Here is a 20,672-nt window from a genome sequence, read left to right as displayed (position 1 = left end):
ATTACCATAGAAAAACCATACAAACCACTTACAAGACTATTATGAAATTTTTCAACTTATTCAGTAATATTTTAATCACGAAAGGAGCCCAGAGAATACTGGTATCTGATCTCCAGAGAAATACTTCTGATCTATATCCTTTGGAATTAAATGATATTATTGAAGAGCTGAAGAATGATTCTATTGAAAACATCTTAGAAAATTATGATAATGATTCTAAAGAGATCATTTATGAATATATAGATTTTCTGCTTGAAAAAGAATATGGTTTTATAACTAATGGGGATTGGGATAGGAATTTCCCTCCATTATCCTATGAATTTCAAGAAGTAAGCAAGATCTCAAATGTTTTCATTGAAATTGATAATGTCATTATTCTCGACAAAATAAAAAACTCTATCAACAATTTAGGCATAAAACATTTAGTAATTTATTGTACTAAAGGACTTTCTCTTGAAGAATATCAGGAGATCGACGATAAATTTAAAGACTCAGTTTTAGAAGGTATAGAAATATACGCTCCATTTCATAATGCCTTAGATAAAGAGTTTTTTCAAATCCTTAATCAATCAACCACAAGAATTTATAATTTCATTTTTTATAACTGCAAAGAGATTCCTTTTAAGACTAAAGAAATATTTAGGTTTAGTATCAACTTTAACCATGAAAACATCAAAATATCCGCTTGCGGAAAAGTAGATCTAAAATATTTCAATACTAACCTTCCAAAGGTTCTTGAAGCAATCAACCATAATTCCTGTTTACACAAAAAAATGGGAATTGATATAGATGGAAATATAAAAAACTGCCCTTTAATGTCCGAAAAGTTTGGAAATATCCATCAATCCAGTCTTGAAGAGGTTCTGATACAAAGTGATTTCAAAAAATATTGGAACCTCACTAAGGACAAAATAGAAACTTGTAAAGATTGTGAGTTTCGCTATATCTGCACCGATTGCCGCGCGTATACAGCAAGAACCCACAAGAATAAAGAAGGCCTTGATATTTCAAAACCTTTAAAATGTGGATATGACCCTTATACAGGAATATGGGAAGACTGGAGTAAAAATCCTTTGAAACAAAAGGCTTTGAAACATTACAATAGGGAAAATATTCCAAATTAAAAAGACAGAACACAAGTTGGTTATTCCAAATCCCACAGATGCGCTAATTATGAATGTAAACATTAACCATGAAAATCTTTATATGCATCTGTGGGAAAATGGGATACCCACCAATCAGAAAATTTCTATTTGATATTTTTACTTCAGATTTATATTATAGCAGATAAAAATGCTTTTCAGACCAAATTCTGAAAAATAAAATATTGAAATTCAAACTATATCTACCACCTGTAGGTTATATCTCACTGATAAAAGAAAAATTTTTTTGTTAATTTAAAACATCTGTGTATTTTAGATGAAAATATTAATATGATTTTTGATAAACTAATTAACTACCTAAAACTTGATAAACAGGAATTTATTTTCCAGTTCAATTCTCATCCCAATTATCCGTCTGCATTAGCTTTCAGTGATACTTTAAACTTTTTGGGAGTAAAAAACGATGCCTATCAGCTTGATAAAGAGTACTGGGACGAGCTTCCTGAAGAGTTTATTGCAATTGTTGACAACGCTTTCTCATTAGTGAAAAAATCAGGAAGCAACTATTCTGTGTATTCTGAAAAAGCAAAAACACTAGGAAAAGAGGAGCTTTACAAGAACTCTTCAGACTTTGTACTCCTGTTTGAAAAGGCTGAGAATGTTGAAAATAAAACAGCTTTCAATTTCAAACCCATTCTATATGCTGTTTTTGCAGTGATTCTTATCTATTCATTTATATATCAAGGGCCACTTGAAGCAATCTTTAATCTTCTTTCATTAGCTGGTGTTTATATTTCATTGGAACTATTCAATCAGAAATTTGGAAATACATCTGCTGTCATTGGAAGTATTTGTGGAGCTGCTCCTGCAACCCAAACAGCGAATTCATGTGACAGGATTATCAAACAAGATAAAACCAGTATTTTAGGATTAAAGTTTTCAGACTTTTCGCTCATCTACTTTACAGGATTAGCCATATTAGGATTATTTTTACCAGCTACAGCTTATATTGTAAAAGGATTTACTTTTGTTTCTATACTTGCTATTGGTTATTCCCTATATGTTCAGGCTTTTGTTGAAAAAACATTTTGTAGAGTTTGTCTGTTAATTATCTCTATCCTGGTTGGACAATTAGTGATCAGCGCTTTCTTTTTCCAGAATCTTACTTTTGGAGTTGGTGCCCTTTTACTTACAGTTATTTTATGGGCAATGATTTTTTCTGCAGTAATGTATTTCAATACTCTTCTTGAGCAAAAAGAAGAACTTCAAAAAAACAATGCTAAAAATCTTAGATTCAAAAGAAACTATGAACTATTCAAAAGTCAGCTATTAGAAAAAGATAAAATAGAATTTCAGGATACTGATACATTTTCAGTGGGGAAAAAGGATGCAAGAATTCGTATTTCCGTTATTTCAAATCCTTACTGTGGTTTCTGTAAAGATGGTCATAAACTGGCAGAAAGTCTTTTAAAGAAATATCCTGAGGATGTTTCCTTACAAATGAGATTCAATTATACTTCAGAAAGATCTAATGAAAAATACGATGCATTAATCTCAGATCTTGCCTATATCTACAACAATAAACCGGAAAATGAATTCCTGCATGCAGTAGAAGAATGGTTCGAAACAAGAGATGAAAGCAAAATTAATATGCTGTCCGGAGGAGTTCCTACATCAGAAAACCTGGATTCATTAAACCAGATGACTGTAGAAAACAGTAATGCAGGACTTAACTTCACTCCTATTCTTGTGATTAATGGCTACCAGTTCCCGGAAAAATATGACAGGGAAGATATTGTATTCTTTGTTGATGAATTAATAGAAGACGACGAAATTTAATCATAATCAGTGATTCAAAATTCACTATCTTAGGAAAAATAAAAGCGGTATCCGAAAAGCTATAAAAGAGTAGGTAAACCAAAAACTATTTATTATGAAAAATCTAAAAAAACTTTCAAGAGAAGGCCTAAGAATACTGAAAGGCGGCATTACTCAGGAATGTGCAAGAATTCAAAGTGAAGCAAGCTATTGCGAATCCAAGATTAACCCACCTAAGGAGGGAGCAATAAATGCATGTAACAAATGGTGCTACTACTAGCCTGCCATTTCATTGAATTATAATATTGAATAAAGCAAAAATGTCGTCAGAATATGACGGCATTTTATAATGATTATTAGTTTTGAGAAAATTTCCTTTTTATAAACAACCAGACACTAAAGACTGTGGACCTACATGTCTTAGAATTGTAAGTAAATATTACGGTAAAAGTATATCCCTGCAACAAATCCGGGCCCTTTCTGAAACTACCCGTGAAGGAAGCAGCCTTCTTGGCTTAAGTGATGCTGCAGAGAATTTGGGTTTCCGTTCATTAGGAGTTCAGGTCGACTTTAAAACCCTCGTAGAAGAAGTTCCGCTTCCATGTGTTGCACACTGGAATAAAAATCACTTTGTGGTTGTTTATAAGGTTGATAAAAATAACAAGATCTACATCTCTGATCCCAGCTACGGACTGATTACCTACAATCAGGAAGAATTTATCAAAGCATGGATCGGGGAAAATGCCAATGAAAACACTGAGGAAGGAATAGCCCTTATACTGGAAACAACACCTGCATTCTTTCAAACCGAATTTGATAATGAAGAAAGTAAAGCCAGCTTTTCTTTTCTTTCCAAATATCTTCTTAAATACAAATCGCTTGTTATTCAACTTGCAGTAGGGCTTCTCGCAGGAAGTTTACTATCCTTGGTTTTTCCGTTTCTTACCCAGAGTATTGTAGACGTCGGAATACAGAATCAGGATATTAACTTTATTTATCTTGTCCTGCTTGCACAAATTATGTTATTCTTCGGCAGAATGGGTATTGAGACTATTCGAAGCTGGATTCTTCTCCATCTTTCTGCCAGAATCAATATTTCAATTATTTCCGATTTCTTTATCAAACTGATGAAACTTCCTATCAGCTTCTTTGATACCAGAATGACTGGAGATATTATGCAAAGGATCAATGACCACCACAGAATAGAACAGCTCCTTACGAGTTCTTCACTAAACACACTGTTTTCATTAGTCAATCTGATTATCTTCAGTATTGTCCTTTTATTTTATGATTACAGACTTTTCATAGTTTATCTTGTTGGTGCAGTAGCCTATATCGGATGGATCAGTTTCTTCCTTAAAAAGAGAAAAGAACTTGATTACAAAAGATTTTCCCAGGTTTCTCAGGAACAGAGTAAAGTAATTGAGCTTATCAACGGAATGCAGGAAATCAAAATGCATAATGCCGAAAAGCAAAAAAGATGGGATTGGGAATTCCTGCAGGTAAAATTATTTAAAATCAGAATAAAATCATTGTCTTTAGAACAATGGCAGTCTGTAGGAGGAAACTTCATTAATCAGATGAAAGATATTCTGGTAAGTTTCCTGTCTGCAAAATTGGTATTAAGCGGAAACTTAACCTTAGGGATGATGCTTTCTGTTCAATATATCATCGGACAGCTGAATAGCCCGCTTCTTCAGCTTATTGACTTTATTAAACAAACTCAGGATGCCAAAATCTCTCTGGAAAGATTGGGCGAAATTCATGATAAAGAAGATGAAGAAAGTAAGGACGAACAATATGCCATGGAAATACCACAAAAAGATATTGAGGTTACCGATATGTCATTCAGATACATCGGATCTGATGTTCCGGTTTTTGAGAATCTAAGCCTTACTATTCCGTATCAGAAAACTACCGCAATTGTGGGAGCCAGTGGAAGTGGAAAAACAACCTTACTGAAACTTCTGATGAAGTTTTATGAACCAGACCAAGGAGATATCAAGATCGGAAATACCGCACTAAAGAACATTTCTCCCCGATTCTGGAGAGACCATTGCGGGGTTGTAATGCAGGAAGGATATGTATTCAATGATACGATTGCCAATAATATTGCTGTTGGTGAAGATCATATTGATAAAAAGAAACTAAGACGTGCAGTAGAAATAGCCAATATCAAAGAATTTGTGGAAGGGCTTCCGCTAAGTTATAACACAAAAATCGGAAATGAAGGAGTTGGAGTAAGTGGCGGACAAAAGCAAAGACTTTTCATTGCAAGAGCCGTTTATAAATCTCCGGAATATATTTTATTTGATGAAGCTACCTCTGCATTGGATGCCAATAATGAAAAGGTTATCATGGAAAACCTTGAACAATTCTTTAGAGGTAAAACAGCCGTAGTTATTGCCCACAGGCTTTCCACTGTAAAACATGCCGATAAGATTATTGTGCTGGATAAGGGAAAAGTAGTAGAAGAAGGCAGCCATGCCGAATTGGTAGACCTTCGCGGTGAATATTACCGATTGGTAAGAAACCAGCTTGAATTAGGAAATTAACCAAAGAGAATCAATATATAGCGGAATCCGAAAAGCTTATAGAGTAGGAAATTAAAAACATCTATTAATTATGAAAAATCTAAAAAAACTTTCAAGAAAAGATTTAGTTTTTGTCAGCGGAGGTGTAATAATTCCGGATGACAACTGTTGTGGATCATGGTGTCTTGGTAGCTGGATGCCATGTCGTATGCATCATTTTGAATGTCCACCGGACGCAGATACTTCACCACCATCATGGTATGATGGGACTTGCCCACGTATTTAAATTATATTCCCCCTGAAATATTGGGGGAAATTTTACCTCAGAAAACAATGAAAGAAGACGTTTTAGACAATATTGAACTCCGCTCAGAAAGTGTACAGGATATCCTTACGCAGCCTCCCAATTGGATGATCCGCTGGGGGAACACCATTATATTCGTAATTATCCTGCTCATTTTTGTTATGAGTTACATTATAAAATATCCGGAATTCATCCCGGCTCCTATTATAGTAACCTCTCAGAATCCACCGGAAAAATTAGAAGCGAGAATCAATTCCAAGATTGAAAAAATATTCATAAAAGATCATCAGGAAGTAAAAAAGAATGACGTACTGATGGTGATGTTGTCTGCTGCCAATTACAAAGATGTTATAGCATTAAAAAAATTGGTAGATTCAATATCTCCTAATCAGCTTAGTTCTTTTCCGATTGCTCAGACTTCAAGGTATAAATTGGGTGAATTACAGGGAGAATACAACAGTTTTGCAAAAGCTTTCCAAGATGAGGAGCTTTTTACAAGATTACAGCCTTATGCACCTGAAAATCTGGCTACGAACCTTAGTTTATCTGAGTCCAAAGCAAGAATTTCCACCTTAAAACAGCAAAAAAGTCTGGAATCAGCTAAATATGATCTTACAAGAAAGAACTTTCAACGATCTCAGGAACTGTTCAATCAGGGAGTGATCTCTGCGATGGAACTTGAAAGTGAAAAGATCAAATATCTTCAGGCTCAACAGAATCTTGAAAATATCAATATTTCTATTTCGCAGGCTGAAGAAGGAATTTCCAACCTTAACAAAACCAAAAGCGGAACAGTAATTAATACAGAAAAAGACAAAATCAATTATTCTTCACAAACCTTACAGCTTTTTGAACAACTAAGAAAAGCTTTAAAACTTTGGGAGCAAAATTACCTTGTTATTTCATCTACGGATGGTGTTGCCAGCTTTCAGCAGTTTTTCGGCGAAAATCAGTTCGTAAAAGCAGGTGAAGCCATGGTATCTATCCTTCCTAAGAATAAGGAGAAATTAGTAGGCAGAATGTCTGTTCCTACAGCAAACTCCGGAAAGATTCTTCCTGGGGAAAAAGTGTTAATCAAACTAGACAACTACCGTTTCCAGGAATATGGAATTGTAGAAGGAAAAGTTCAAAACATATCTCTTATTCCTGATGATAAAGGAAATTACTATGTAGATGTAGTATTACCAAAAGGATTAAAAACAAGCTATAATAAAAATCTGAAATTTGATAAAGAACTTAGAGGAAGTGCAGAAATTGTAACTGAGGATCTAAGACTTATTGAAAGATTCTTCTATCAAATCAGAAAGCTATTAGGTTACCAGGCTTAGTAAAAACTTTACAACAAATAAAATGTGCCGTTTCTCAATGTAAGGAAACGGCTTTTTTATGGCTATATATTCCATTCCCATTCTATTCAGAGAAATAAAGATTGAAACACCATTTATATTAGGAAAACGAAACGGTATATACTAGTAACTTAAATTTTCGGATGACATTTTCTAAGGGGAACGAGTAATAATAAGCAAAAGTAATTTCGAAAAATGAAAGCTATTATACAAAAATGAAAACCGCAACCATTTATTAATGATTGCGGTTTTTGTAGCGAAGACGGGAATTGAACCCGTGACCTCAGGGTTATGAATCCTGCGCTCTAACCAACTGAGCTACCTCGCCGTTTTGGTGGTGCAAATATAGAAAAATATTTTCACCTATATTCCATAATGGAAATAAAGTTTAAATATCTTTTACTTGAAACATACAGTATAGAAGATGGCGTAACTAAAATAAAACTGAAGTCTTCAGATGACATTTTCTAAGGGGAACGGGTAACAATAAGCGAAAGTAATTTCGAAAAATAAAAGCTATTGCATAAAAATGAAAACCGCAATCATTTAATAATGATTGCGGTTTTTGTAGCGAAGACGGGAATTGAACCCGTGACCTCAGGGTTATGAATCCTGCGCTCTAACCAACTGAGCTACCTCGCCGTTTTGGTGGTGCAAATATAGAAAAATATTTTACACTCCCAAAATTATTTTAGCATAAAATATTCTAAAACATTACCAACATGATCTGGTTTGTTGATTATCTTATTGTTAGCATCTAAAATAAAATATGTTGGAGTTGCATGAACATTGTAGGTATCTACATAACTACTGTTCCAGCCTCTCAATTCCGAGTCATTGATCCATGGAAATGCAGCAATCTTTTTAGAATAAGAAGTTTTATCTACGTCTAAAGACAAAGCAATAACCTGAATATTTTTTGCTTTTAAGTCGTTATATTTTTCCAATAGCTTCGGAAGTTCAGTTTCACAATGCGAACAAGTAGATGACCAGAATACAATAACTTTCTTATCCGCCTTCACATCATGAATTGATTTCGCAGTAGTATTCGTTGCCGACTGGAACTTATTATTAGGGAATATTGCTCCCATTTCTATATTTGCGTTGGATTTCAATGTGGAAGCCAATCTATCATTAATGGTACATTTAAGATTTTTAGCCATACCAAGGTATTTGGTTTTAAAATCATCCATCTGATAAACATCAAAAATGTCGATAAGCTCAGATAATACAGTCTGTCCTCTTGGAGTTTCTACTTTTAAACGGTCTAAAAGCTTATCTACCGAACCTGCAACATTAGTATTTCCACCAGAATTCAAATAAGCCACCAAAACAGGTCTTAGCAAAGATGAGCTTTCAAGCATATCATTGGACTTATCCAGGAAGTTAATAATTTCATCTTGATCTGGCTTTTTAGTACTATCCGTAGAATTTCCCAAGAACTTACTGTAATTGGTGTTGTAATAAGTAATAAACGGGTGTTTAGCGGCATCAATGGAAGTTGATGTACCGGAAAGCCTGTCAATCTCTGTTTTCAAAGCTTTTCCAAAGTCTGTGTTATCTTTATAATATTCTTTAATCTGGCTTAAAGCAGGAAGAATAAGCTCCTTCTTTTGAGAACCTTCCTGTTGTTTACTCATTATCTCATTGGCTTCATCCAAATAAATAACATCCTTCACTTTATTGTTCTGAATATCAAGTTTGATATTTACATTCTTGTTTTCAGAAATAAAGCTTACCGTATTATTGGTTGTAGGGAAGTAAATCTTCATCATTCCCATATAATTATTTGGATATTTAAACGTCCAAGTATTATTCTTACTTTGTTCTTTGGTAACAATAATATCTTTTGAACCGTTTAGTGTATATAGAATGGCATCCTGATCTTTAAAATCTGCTGGTGTTTGAACTGTAACAGTAAACTGAGCCTGCAGTGCAAATGCAGCTAAAACCGCAGATAGTGTATAAATCTTTTTCATAGAGTAAAAATAAAAAAACTCTCTGATTAATCAGAGAGTTTCATATTATTTTAATAAAATTTTATGCTTTTATACTTTTATACTTTTTTGTATAGAATGCAATGAACACAATCGCTACTACAGCAAGCAAATATACATACATATCAATTGGTGATGATGGTGCACCTGGACCACCTCCTCCAATTCCCCCTCTAGCTGCAGCTTCTGGAGCCGGAGGAATAGCATTATTTTCTTCTGCATAAGCAAATGATACCACAAAAAGCAAAAGAGCGGATATTAGTTTATTTATAGTTTTCATATTATTTATTTTAAGATTTTGGTGTTAACTATTACTCCTTTATCAGAAACCACTTTTACAACATAAGAGCTCTTCACTGAACCATCAAGTTCAATCACGAAATCTTTAGATGCATCTACTGCTTTCTTAGAGATGATAAGTTTACCACTCATATCATAAACTTCAATATCTGCTTTTTTCCAATTTTTATCAAATCTGACAATATAGTTGCTAACCGCTGGGTTATATACAACCATTGTTCTGGAAAGTGTTTTAGTATTATCTTCTTTAGTTGCTAATGACCCTCTATCTGGAGCTCCATAATATAGACTGTAAGTTTTTGAATTTACAGGAATTACAGCATCTTGCTTAATCTCTTCTACATTACCATTAGCAGTTTTATAATAGAATCCTGTTCCGGAAGATAACTGATGAATTCCTGCAGGAATTTTATCAGCATTTTCCCTCACCTCAAATTTATAAGAAACAATTTTCTGAATATGATTAGGTTCATTATAATCAAAACTGTTTAATAAAATTTCTTTTCCTAAGAAATCTTTCTCATTCGCTTCATTAATGTATAATGAATAATTGGATTGATAGTTAGGATCAATTCCTCCACTTTGTTTTTCTTCATATGTAACAAACAAGTTATCTCCAGCAGCAGCCTGTACAGTAGTTGCTGTAGAAGTCTGATGTCCTGTAGTAGCATGTCCTGAAACCACATAATAAGTTCTTCCTAACTCTTTACCATTAGCATCCAGACCAATTACTCCTAATTGTTTTATAGTTCCGGTTGCTTTACCAAAAGCTTTCTTAGCATTTACATTATAATCAGTATTTACTGGTCTTGCTGTATTGCTAAATCTTCTAAGAGTATTGAAGTTCAAAGTTTGAGCAGTATTATCTCTTAACTTCATAATGAAAACCCCCATTGGCTTTACCATAAGGTTATTAACGTCACCTACTGGAATATGAGTATTTTCATCATAGGTCATAATAAGAGGATCCGTAAATGAACTTCCTGCATTGGTGTATTGCACAGAACCTGGATAATATTGAACTGCCCAGATATTATTGATAGCATTACCATCTGTGATACCATTCGGAGTAGTTTCAAGATATCCAATAGCTGATAAATCCAGATTTGTTAAAAAAGGGTTACCAAATTCGTAGATATTCTTTCCATAATTACCTGCCCAAGGGCTTGCTGTTTCTTCAAACTGATCATAAAGGTAGGTATTATACTTCTCGTTATAAGAGTTTTTATAAGTACCACTTGGTCCAAAATCAATATTATTACCCGCGTTCTGTAAATTAGCGATTGGTAAATTTGAGAATGGCTGACCATTAACGGTGTAAACCGCATTAGCGCCTCCAGGAGGAGTGCTAAGATCTAAATTGTTATTATTTGATCCCAGCATATAATACCCATAAGGAACCTGAGTAGCAGAAGCAGTTGTTAATGTATTACTTACAACTGTAGCATTATCCCAAGTTAAGATTTCATTCTTAGAATATCTGGCATCAGTAAAGGTTTTGTTAAGTTCAGGAGATAGAGTGCTTAATACTTTATTATTAAAAGGTAAAGCCATTTGTTGGTAAAAATTACCATCACCGTGCTTCGCATTTCTATACTCTTTACTTACAACACCAGTAACATTGGATTGGGATAATCCATCGATGTACAACTGTCCGTACGTAGATGTAGCGTAGCTACTAGGAGTATTCATTTTCAAAACGATGTTTCCTCCGTCGGTTTTATTTGCCCCGCCAGCATCAATCGTTTTAAAAGCGTCTGCGCCTGATCCTACGACCATTACATTTCCATGTACTTCCAAAAGACCCGTGCCTTTTGTTTGTACACCTCCACCACTATAAACTAGGGTGCCTTCGCTCACATACATATTAGCATTAGTGTCAACATGACATAGTATCTGCGCCTGAACAGAGTAACTAATTGCTAAAAGACCTATAGCAAATAAACTTTTTCTCATTGTATAAATTATTTGTGTGTTAATACAATCTTCACCCGCAAAGGTATTATTTTTTTCTTTAAAAAAAAAACTTTTTTATCTATTAATCAAAATATTATCTTCTGTTAATACTATATCTTTTTCCTCTCCGATTGAAAACATATAGTCTTCCAAGACCTTTTCTGTAGTCCCTCTAAGACCTCTTGCTCCTAACCCTTTTTCAATGGTTTCCTCCACAATTCTTTCGATTGCTCCGTCCGTAATTGCCAAATTCGTGCCATCCATTTTGAAAAGTTCCACAAATTGATTCACAATTGAATTTTTAGGTTCTTTCATAATTCTTACCAGTGTCTCTTTTGTGAGTTTATCAAGGTAAGTGATGATTGGAAATCTTCCTAAAAGTTCGGGAATTAACCCGAAAGAACGTAAATCGATTGCATTAATATTTGTTAATACATATTCATCTTCATCAGTTTTATTGATTTTTTCAGAACTGAAACCAATAGCCTGCTTATTCATTCTTCTTTCAATGATTTCTTTGATTCCGTCAAAGGCTCCACCAGCAATAAACAGAATATTCTGAGTATTCACCTGAATATATTTTTGATCAGGATGCTTTCTTCCTCCCTGTGGCGGTACGTTTACAATACTTCCTTCCAACAGCTTCAACAATCCCTGCTGTACTCCTTCTCCAGAAACATCTCTTGTAATACTTGGATTGTCTGATTTTCTTGCAATCTTATCAATCTCATCAATAAAGACAATTCCTTTTTCTGCTTTTTCCACATCATAATCTGCCACCATCAATAATCTTGAAAGGATGCTTTCAACATCTTCTCCTACATATCCTGCTTCTGTTAAAATAGTAGCATCTACGATACAGAAAGGAACGTTAAGTTCTCTGGCAATAGTTTTAGCCAAAAGGGTTTTTCCTGTTCCGGTCTCTCCTATCATGATGATATTGGACTTTTCAAGCTCTACTTCTCTGTTTTCGTCCTGAGCGTGAAGCAATCTCTTATAATGGTTATACACCGCAATGGAAAGCTGCTTTTTAGCCTGATCCTGTCCGATGACATATTGATCCAGAAATCCTTTGATCTCTTTTGGCTTTTTAAGATCTTCCATATTGTCTGCAGGTGAATGTCCTGACTTTGAAGCACTGTCTTTCACAATAACGTGTGCCTGCTCTATACAATTTTCACAAATAAAACCGTTCTGCCCAGAAATCAACATTTGTACTTCATTTCTTTTTCTTCCGCAGAATGAACATTGGTTTGGATTCATATTTTATATAATATATAGGTATGTATATGTTAAAGAAAATCGTAAAAAATTTCTTTTTTACGATTTTCTGTGTTTTAAGAATTAATAATTGAGTTTTGAATCTCTGTATATTCTTCGTTCGTTAATTTTAGTCTTTCATTTCTGAAGTTCATTTCTTCCATCTTGTTTAAAGGAATAAGATGGATATGAGCATGGGGAACTTCAAGTCCTACAACCGCTACTCCTACTCTTACACATGGAATTGCAGTTTTGATCTTCTTGGCTACCTCTTGGGCAAATCCCCAAAGGTTTTTGTATTCTTCACTTTCAAGATCAAAAATCAAATCCACTTCTTTCTTGGGAACTACTAAAGTATGTCCTTTCACCAAAGGCATTGCGTCGAGGAATGCAATAAAGTTTTCATCCTCTGCAATTTTATAAGAGGGAATTTCGCCATTGATGATTTTTGTGAATATAGTGCTCATTTTTATAAAAGTTAGAGATTAAGTACTGGAAGTTTAGAAATGAAAGGTGGTATCAGACTATAGAGTGATGTCTAATACTTCAAAAGAAAGTTTGTTTCCGTTAGGTAAAGTAATCTCAGCTGTTTCGCCTTTAACTTTTCCTAGTAATCCTTTCGCAATTGGAGTGTTTACAGAAATTCTTCCTGTTTTAAGGTCGCTTTCGTTATCTGGTACCAATGTAAATACCTGCTCTTGTTTAGTTGCATTATTCTTAAGCTTCACTGTAGTTAAGATAGAAACTTTTGAAGTATCTAATTGGCTTTCGTCTATAATTTTAGAAGTTGAGATAACATCCTTCAGCTTAGAAATTCTCATTTCAAGCATCCCCTGAGCCTCTTTAGCCGCATCATATTCTGCATTTTCAGACAAATCTCCTTTATCTCTAGCTTCTGCGATCTGCTGAGTAATTTTTGGTCTTTCCACAGTTTCCAACTGTTCCAGCTCAGCTTTCATTTTCTCAAGGCCCTCCTTTGTTACATAGCTTGCCATAATTTTCAAAATTTAGTTTTAGTATAAAAAAATAATCCGACATTTGCCGGACAATGTTTTACGTGTTATAATCGTTTAATTTCTACAAATATATAAAAATTTAAATTGAAATGAAAAAAACTTTTTCGATATTATCTATTTTCATTTTATTGATTTTCAGTAATTTATCTATAAACTCATGCGGAAGTAGAGAAGATACTGTGAACTGCTTTCCGAACAACCCAATCAATGTTTCTTTAAATTTAAACCTTCCTGCATATAACGCTTTGAATTATGATGATGGCTGGATTTATGTTAATGAACAGCAATCCGGAACCAGAGGATTAATCATAGTTCGTGTTGGAAATACCTTCAAGGTTTATGATCGTAATGCTCCTCATTTATGTCCTGATAATGATACCACCCTTGAGGTAAAGGATAATATTGCAATACTATGTCCAAAGGATGGAACCAAATGGATTTTAAGAACCGGTCAGCCACTGGATGGGGCTAAAACCTCTCTTCCTCCTAAGACTTATACTTCTTATAATTATGATCCTGCAAGCAAAACCTTAAATATTTACTTTTAAAATAAAAAATGAAGATCGTTATACAAAGAGTCTCTGAAGCCAATGTAAAAGTAGATGGAAAAATAGTAGGAGAAATAAGGAAAGGCTTAATGCTGCTGGTAGGCATTGATGAGAATGATGAAAAAACGGATGCAGATTGGCTGGTTCAGAAAATACTTAATCTGAGGATCTTTGGTGATGAAGATGACAAGCTCAATCTTTCTGTAAAGGATATTTCCGGAGAGATCCTATGCATCAGCCAGTTTACCTTAATTGCAGATTATAAAAAAGGAAACCGCCCTTCTTTCATTAAAGCAGCCAAACCCGATAAAGCCGTTCCGTTATTTGATTATTTTAAAGAAGAAATAGCAAAATCCGGATTGAAAACTGAAAGCGGCATTTTCGGAGCAGATATGAAAGTTTCATTAATCAATGACGGACCTGTAACCATCGTTATGGATTCTATTACAAAAAGCTGATAACAGAACACAGATGAAGAACAAAAATATTGTCATCGCTTATTTAGTAATCACCTTAGTTTTCCTGAGTGAGGTTGTTTTAAATTTTAATCAATACAGCTATGCCGGATATTACACAAATAAAATTATTGGCTGGCTTTGGCTGGCCCTGACTGTTTTTATTATCATCAGGCTTTGGAAGAAAAAAGCAATTAAAGCCTATTTTGGACTTTTGGTGGCCGGAATTATTTTGAGTATTCTGCCCATGATGATTCCTTTTTTCGCTCTTCTCAGCTATTTTTCAACCATAGATAGTTACCAGAGGATTTCGCTTAATAACGACTATCGAATTGAGAGACATCGTCCGGGAGCATTAGCTAAGCCGCAAATATCAATTTATAAACAGAAAGGTATTTTTGAAAAAGAAATAGGCAGAACACCCGATATTGAAATTTTAGAAAAGGTTTTACAACGTTCTTCAATTGATATTCCTAGTGATGATCGAAATGAGCCTATTCAACAAGCAAAGCTCGTGAATGCTAATAAAGACAGCATTGGAATTGAATATAAAATCATGAATAAAAAACAGATTTTCTATCATAAAATTAATGGAAATCAATCTGATTACTAAGAAGTTAAAATAATTACTACATCCTAACCAAGAAATACCTTTCAGTTTTGCTGAAAGGTATTTTTTATAAAAACCAGAGCAAATCCTTTATACAAAGACGAATGCAATCTGATTAAAAAATAAATTCACAAAAACGTGATTTGTTTTCATTTTATTATTATTTTTGATATTATCCAAAACAATTCACAACCATTTAATATAAATAATATGAAAACAAAAATCAAACTCCTTTCCTTATTGGTGTTCTCGTTCTTCTTTTCCTTTGGACAATCTCCATCGGATCGCAGCGTTAAACAAAATGATCTGATCTATGTATGTTTTTCAAAAGGCATCTCTTCGGAAAAGGATGCACTCAGTAAAAATCCGGAACTGGAAAGGTTTGCCAGGGAAAATGGAATATCCTTCACTTATGATCTGGGTTTCAACAATGAAAAAATTAATGAAATGATCGCCAGCAGCCAACGGAACGGAAATTCAGGTGAATCTGTTCAAAAGCTGAAAAGAATATTTAAAGCCAATATTCCTGCTCAGGATGGTGACACTTTTCAAAGAATTACAAAAATCCTTGAAAAATTTCCGGAAATAGAATATGTGTCTGTAATGAGCAGTACTCCAGTTGAGCCACCGTTGGTCAATATGTTTGTAGCGACTCCGGATCTGGAAAGTGTACAGACTTATCTGAATGACAACCCGGGAATCAATGCAAAATATGCATGGTCAAGAGGGATTACCGGACAAAACATCCGTATCCGTGATGTGGAATATGGGTTCTACAAAACTCATGAAATGTTAACCAATCAGAATTCTATACAATTGGAACCTGGATATTCTCCCAATTCAGGATTAGCCAATAATAACTACCGGGATCATGGAACGGCTGTAGTAAGTATTTTAGGATCAATAAAAGATAATATTGGACTTACTGGTGCTGTTTACAGTGCTTCAGAAATCAAAGGATATATGGAATGGACTACTGTTGGATACAACAGAGCTTCAGCGGTAAGCAGATCCATCAATGCTTCTCAATCTGGAGATGTTATCTTATATGAAATGCAGACTGGGGGAAAAGACGGTCAATATTGCCCTGCTGAATATGACAGTGTGATCTGGGATCTCACAAAAGCTGCTACAGATTCAGGAATTATTATCATTGCAGCGGCAGGAAATGGAAATCAGGATCTTGATGATCCTTTCTATGCTACCTACAGAGCAAGAGGAAACAGCGGTGCTATCATTGTAGGTGCCGGAACTCCTAATACTACTCACTCCAAACAAAGTTTCAGTACTTATGGAAGCAGAGTGGATGTACAAGGATGGGGAAGCAGTGTTCTGGCAGCAGGTTATGGATCGTATGCAAAGTATGATAATGATAATAACAGGACTTATAATTATTTCAGCGGAACCAGTTCTGCAACGCCTACTGTGGCATCTGCCGCAGTACTTGTTCAGTCTTTTTACCGTCAGACTACAGGACAGAATTTAACTCCAGCAGCTATGAGAAGTCTTTTGGTTTCTACAGGAATTCCACAAGGTGGTACTGATGTTAATAAAAAAATTGGTCCGCTTCCGAATGTTAAAAATGCCATTTTACAGCTGGAAGGTAAATCTACAGCTTCTGCTAAAGCTTTACCTGTTCTGGAAGTGAAAATTTATCCTAATCCATCCAGCAATTATATTGCTATTCAAAATACTGAAGATAAAAAGCTGGATATTGAAATCATTAATATGCAAGGAAGATCTGTAATAAAAAATACGGTTTCTTCAGGTGAAAAAATTAATATTTCCAATCTTCCTACTGGTCAATATCTCATCAATATCAATGAAGGATCAAGACGTGTTGTAGAGAAATTTACTAAATTATAACCCACCCCGTCAAATCTTTGATTTGCCACCCCTCCAGCGGAGGGGAATGTTTAGTCCTTCAATTCAATATTTATAAGAATTAAAGACTTATTAGGTATAATGTAACAAACCCACCTTGCAGTATTTCTGAAGGTGGGTTTGTTTTATAGACTTTTATAACAATTATTTCGCAGGGACACTGCTGAAATTAAGGGCTACTTTAATATTCATGTCTGAAGATGTTTGGTTCTTCAATTCATAAACTGTTCTTACGGTAAGCCCCGAGCTTTTTACAATACTATCCAGGAATCCTGTATCATTCAGATCCAGACTCATGCTGGATGAATTGGTAGAAATATTAGAACGGGATGCTATCAGTCTCTCTCCTGTTCCGCTGGATGAAACATATATTTTAATAGTTTTAAACGCACTTAAATTTCCTCCGGAAGGAGAGGCTACGGAAATTTTGGCGTCAGAAATTCTTACATCTTTGATCTGAGCATTATTATTTCCTCCAAACCATGTTTGTACATTGGTAGCGGTTGCTGTGGAAGAAACTTCTTTATCAGCCGGTACTCCTGTGGAAACTAAAACATTCGTTGTATAGGGAAATGTATTCTGAACCAGCGACTGTACGGTTCCGCAACTTACAAGTACAGCTGAGGCGGCCATTGCTGTTAGAACGATATTTTTCATAATTTTAAAATTTAAACTTCTGATGTTAATTTGCAGAAACTGTACCAAATTAATTGATGTTATTCAATACTTACGGTAAAATGTCCTTTGGTATTTCCTGAAGCCATATTACTTTTTCCGATAATCAACCATACTTCTCCTTTTTCAGGAATCTCATAAGTGATTTCTCTTCCAAAAGGACCATCATAGTTTCCATTGGGAAGTTTTATTTGGTTGAATCTGATATTAAAATCTTTTTCTTTAGTAGAAATTGTTGCTTTAATATTGGACTGTTCAAAATGGGTAAGCTTTAAAATAAGCTCCTGATCATCTTTCTTAAATTCTTCTCCTAGTGTAAAAGGAAGCTGAGAGGCATCTGCTGTTCTTACAATCTGCCCTTCTTTTTCGCTTCTCATCACACCTTTACGTAAAATCTCCTTAGTAGCAGGAGCATTGTTAATAATTGAATCTTTTTTTCTCAGCGCTACAGAATCTGCTTTATAGACAGAGTCCGGCAGTTCCGTTACAATGGTTGAATCCTTTTGAGATATATCTGTCACAGCAGGATCCTTTTTACATGAAATAATAATCAATGGAATTAACAATAAGCTTTTTTTCATAATAATTAATTTTGAGGAAGTGAGAAAGATGGAAGCTGGAGGTTGAGAGATGAAAGTTCTTCTAGTTTCCCATACCTTTGAAATATGCTCAATTGGAAATTATCAATATTTAAATCTCTTTTTGAAGCAGATCTCCATTATCTATTTTCAACACCATCCTGGTTAATCAGTCCTTTTTAAATGCTAAAATTGTTCCAACTCTTTTTAACAGTCTATATTTTTAGGCTGAACAAGCTTTTCGTTATTATTTCTAATGAATTTAAAAGTGAAATACATAAAATTGAGCATAATCCCCATTAAAAGGGTAACGCCCCAGGTTTTTGTATACTCCAGCGGATAAATAAACCGTACTACAATATCATTGAATAGCCCAAAAGGATTGTTCAGAATATCCCAACTGTTCCATCTCAGGAATCTTCCTAAATACACTCCAAAGCTGCTCATAAACAAAAAGAGTACTACGATCCCGTTAATAATTCTTTCTTTACTGTAACCAGATAAGAGCTTTTCAATATCATTAAGACTTAAGAAACCACAGATTAATCCCGTCCAGGCATAGGAAAGGATTACGATCAAATCATACCAGATAGGAATTGTATTTCTTACTTTTAAATGAAAAAGATCAGTCAGAATATAAGGTGAATTGGGGAAAAATAAAATCCAGACCATAATAATCACAGCGATGGATAATTTACTTTTAATATTGAATGCCAGAATAAAAGTACTTAGCAATAAAGGAATCCATGCCAGAAAAAGATTCCAATTCAGAAAGAAAAATACCTTTGTTTCACTAATATAATACCTGAAAATAGAGAGACTGAGACAAAATAAGGTCATGAATACCAGCAAAGCATTCATTTTAAATCTTGGAGATTCCATTAACTTTTTCATCGTGTATTCTTATTATTTGATGGTTTGATAATAGATGATCTTTGAAAGGAAAGACTTTGATTTTTCTGCCTTAATTTTATTTTGAAGATCTCTTTTAAGCTCTTGATTATTCTTTTCATCCGCATATTTCATCAGGCTTTCGGAGTTGAAATTAACCGATGTCCAATGATAACGTAAATCAAAGTTCTTACTGGTTATATTCTGTGAGGTAATAAAACCGCCCCAGTTGATATAGCTGCACATCAAAACAGTTCCATAAAAGTACCACACCATGGTATTGAACAGGAATGCATTTCTTTTCTGCTTTTGAATTTTAATAAAAGTTAAGCCAAGACCTACCAGAGATAAAATAAGGAAAGCAAAAACACCCAGTCTTTTATATGTAAAAGCATAGTTCACAATATATTCATAGTTTTTAGCTGCTGCAGACAGGATAAGTACAGCATTCAAAACAATCCAGACTTTAGCTAGAACTTTCAGCAATTTTGCTTTTGGATCAAAATTAAATCCTGATTTGAAATAGAACATGATGACCAGAATAGCCATTACAATAGACATAATTACCGCATTAACACGCTCATGGGTTTCTTCCGAAAGCTGAACCGGTGTTTTTGAGACTTCATAAAATTGTTCATAATTATAAGTGATAATGAAAAATATCAACAAAATATTCAGACAAAAGAAGGATACTACTCCACTCGTTCTTTCAGCATCAAGATCAAGGAAAGAATAGGTTGACTTCGGTTCCTGAGCACTTTTATGAAAGTCATTATCTAAATAGTGATGATTTTTGTAAATCAATTTTTCAACAGCATAATTCCAGAAACTAAAAGCAATAAAAAATCCTAACACGGAAAGACAGAAAACCTGCCAAAGGTTGATATCTAATTCATAATCTGTGAAGAGAGCTGCAAAATGGTCACTTCCTGCTGCATAAATCCCAAAGAAAACGGATATAAGAACTAACGGGATAAGCACAAATGCCATGATCTTCTGCCACATTCCCGGAACATTTCTTTGAGGCAGCCATTTATCAAGCATAAAAATTCTACAAATTGAAGTACAACAGTTCGTTATAAAAACCGGAATGAGAAAGAGGATTTTCATTCTCCTATTCCTTGATTTATAGGCCAGCAAAAGAAGTGAGCTTACCACTGCAAGGAATGAAGGAAAGTCTCCATACCACGCAAATGCAATCCCTGAAAACATACTTGTAGCTGTGAGAATATAAAAAGGTCTGGTTTTATTTTTTTCTGGTGTTTTGAAGAAATTCAGAATGGCGTATAGAATGCCAAGGATTCCAAAATTCAGCCCCATATCCTGATCGTAGAACAAAATAACAAACAGGGCTGTTGTGAGAAATATATAATGATGTGTTTTCATAAGATATAAGG

20 protein-coding genes and 2 tRNA genes are annotated in these 20,672 nt (G+C 34.4%); 10 read left to right on the top strand and 12 right to left on the bottom strand.

Annotation, left to right across the window (positions count from 1 at the left end; translation table 11 throughout):
• The first annotated feature begins 41 nt into the window (after positions 1-41).
• From gwsS to BLS98_RS22545, 6 genes are all read left to right on the top strand, one after another.
• Positions 42-1,124 (top strand): grasp-with-spasm system SPASM domain peptide maturase, encoded by a 1,083-nt coding sequence (gene gwsS, locus BLS98_RS22560; RefSeq protein WP_089739710.1) that lies wholly within the window; start codon positions 42-44, stop codon positions 1,122-1,124.
• 309 nt (positions 1,125-1,433) lie between these two features.
• Positions 1,434-2,942: a vitamin K epoxide reductase family protein gene (locus BLS98_RS22555; protein WP_089739708.1), complete on the top strand. Its 1,509-nt coding sequence runs from the start codon at positions 1,434-1,436 to the stop codon at positions 2,940-2,942.
• Between the two features lie 94 nt (positions 2,943-3,036).
• Entirely contained in the window at positions 3,037-3,201 is a 165-nt protein-coding gene (locus BLS98_RS23475) for a bacteriocin-like protein (RefSeq protein ID WP_164466599.1), read from the top strand.
• Positions 3,202-3,283: 82 nt separating this feature from the next.
• On the top strand, positions 3,284-5,476 hold the full coding sequence (locus tag BLS98_RS22550; RefSeq protein WP_089739707.1) for a peptidase domain-containing ABC transporter: 2,193 nt from the start codon (positions 3,284-3,286) through the stop codon (positions 5,474-5,476).
• Between the two features lie 70 nt (positions 5,477-5,546).
• Positions 5,547-5,741 carry a bacteriocin-like protein gene (locus BLS98_RS23835; RefSeq protein ID WP_410493386.1) on the top strand — a complete coding sequence of 65 codons (195 nt, stop codon included), beginning with the start codon at positions 5,547-5,549 and terminating at the stop codon, positions 5,739-5,741.
• A 47-nt stretch (positions 5,742-5,788) separates the two neighbouring features.
• A complete protein-coding gene (locus BLS98_RS22545; protein ID WP_089739754.1) occupies positions 5,789-7,087 on the top strand; it encodes an HlyD family secretion protein in 1,299 nt (432 codons plus the stop codon).
• Positions 7,088-7,359: 272 nt separating this feature from the next.
• Here BLS98_RS22545 and BLS98_RS22540 read toward each other — a convergent pair.
• The 8 genes from BLS98_RS22540 to greA form a co-directional block, all read right to left on the bottom strand.
• Positions 7,360-7,433, bottom strand: a tRNA-Met gene (locus BLS98_RS22540).
• Positions 7,434-7,673: 240 nt separating this feature from the next.
• A tRNA-Met gene (locus tag BLS98_RS22535) sits at positions 7,674-7,747 on the bottom strand.
• 44 nt (positions 7,748-7,791) lie between these two features.
• On the bottom strand, positions 7,792-9,084 hold the full coding sequence (locus BLS98_RS22530; RefSeq protein ID WP_089739705.1) for a peroxiredoxin family protein: 1,293 nt from the start codon (positions 9,082-9,084) through the stop codon (positions 7,792-7,794).
• A 61-nt stretch (positions 9,085-9,145) separates the two neighbouring features.
• Entirely contained in the window at positions 9,146-9,382 is a 237-nt protein-coding gene (locus BLS98_RS22525) for a signal peptidase (protein ID WP_089739703.1), read from the bottom strand.
• Positions 9,383-9,387: 5 nt separating this feature from the next.
• Entirely contained in the window at positions 9,388-11,358 is a 1,971-nt protein-coding gene (locus BLS98_RS22520) for a T9SS type A sorting domain-containing protein (RefSeq protein WP_089739702.1), read from the bottom strand.
• A 75-nt stretch (positions 11,359-11,433) separates the two neighbouring features.
• Positions 11,434-12,621 (bottom strand): ATP-dependent Clp protease ATP-binding subunit ClpX, encoded by a 1,188-nt coding sequence (gene clpX / locus BLS98_RS22515; RefSeq protein WP_089739700.1) that lies wholly within the window; start codon positions 12,619-12,621, stop codon positions 11,434-11,436.
• Positions 12,622-12,695: 74 nt separating this feature from the next.
• Complete coding sequence (locus tag BLS98_RS22510) at positions 12,696-13,085, bottom strand: HIT family protein (RefSeq protein ID WP_089739698.1); 390 nt, start codon at positions 13,083-13,085, stop codon at positions 12,696-12,698.
• Between the two features lie 57 nt (positions 13,086-13,142).
• Positions 13,143-13,613 (bottom strand): transcription elongation factor GreA, encoded by a 471-nt coding sequence (greA, locus tag BLS98_RS22505; RefSeq protein ID WP_089739696.1) that lies wholly within the window; start codon positions 13,611-13,613, stop codon positions 13,143-13,145.
• Positions 13,614-13,723: 110 nt separating this feature from the next.
• On the opposite strand from greA, the gene BLS98_RS22500 reads away from it, so the two are divergent.
• From BLS98_RS22500 to BLS98_RS22485, 4 genes are all read left to right on the top strand, one after another.
• Positions 13,724-14,182 (top strand): Rieske (2Fe-2S) protein, encoded by a 459-nt coding sequence (locus BLS98_RS22500; RefSeq protein WP_089739694.1) that lies wholly within the window; start codon positions 13,724-13,726, stop codon positions 14,180-14,182.
• A gap of 8 nt (positions 14,183-14,190) precedes the next feature.
• Complete coding sequence (dtd, locus tag BLS98_RS22495; protein WP_089739692.1) at positions 14,191-14,640, top strand: D-aminoacyl-tRNA deacylase; 450 nt, start codon at positions 14,191-14,193, stop codon at positions 14,638-14,640.
• Positions 14,641-14,653: 13 nt separating this feature from the next.
• Entirely contained in the window at positions 14,654-15,250 is a 597-nt protein-coding gene (locus tag BLS98_RS22490) for a hypothetical protein (protein WP_089739690.1), read from the top strand.
• Positions 15,251-15,457: 207 nt separating this feature from the next.
• Entirely contained in the window at positions 15,458-17,113 is a 1,656-nt protein-coding gene (locus tag BLS98_RS22485; RefSeq protein WP_089739688.1) for a S8/S53 family peptidase, read from the top strand.
• 162 nt (positions 17,114-17,275) lie between these two features.
• On the opposite strand, the gene BLS98_RS22480 is transcribed toward BLS98_RS22485, so the two are convergent.
• The 4 genes from BLS98_RS22480 to BLS98_RS22465 all read right to left on the bottom strand — a co-directional run bounded on the left by BLS98_RS22480 (position 17,276) and on the right by BLS98_RS22465 (position 20,661).
• On the bottom strand, positions 17,276-17,788 hold the full coding sequence (locus BLS98_RS22480; RefSeq protein WP_045501846.1) for a hypothetical protein: 513 nt from the start codon (positions 17,786-17,788) through the stop codon (positions 17,276-17,278).
• A 59-nt stretch (positions 17,789-17,847) separates the two neighbouring features.
• Positions 17,848-18,387 carry a hypothetical protein gene (locus tag BLS98_RS22475; protein ID WP_089739687.1) on the bottom strand — a complete coding sequence of 180 codons (540 nt, stop codon included), beginning with the start codon at positions 18,385-18,387 and terminating at the stop codon, positions 17,848-17,850.
• Between the two features lie 204 nt (positions 18,388-18,591).
• Positions 18,592-19,278 (bottom strand): DUF1361 domain-containing protein, encoded by a 687-nt coding sequence (locus tag BLS98_RS22470; protein WP_089739685.1) that lies wholly within the window; start codon positions 19,276-19,278, stop codon positions 18,592-18,594.
• A gap of 12 nt (positions 19,279-19,290) precedes the next feature.
• Positions 19,291-20,661: a DUF4153 domain-containing protein gene (locus BLS98_RS22465; protein WP_089739683.1), complete on the bottom strand. Its 1,371-nt coding sequence runs from the start codon at positions 20,659-20,661 to the stop codon at positions 19,291-19,293.
• Between the last annotated feature and the right edge of the window lie 11 nt (positions 20,662-20,672).

It is taken from the genome of Chryseobacterium jejuense, from assembly GCF_900100075.1.
GTDB classification, from domain to species: Bacteria; Bacteroidota; Bacteroidia; order Flavobacteriales; family Weeksellaceae; genus Chryseobacterium; species Chryseobacterium jejuense.
This window is presented reverse-complemented; position numbering and strand designations above follow the sequence as displayed.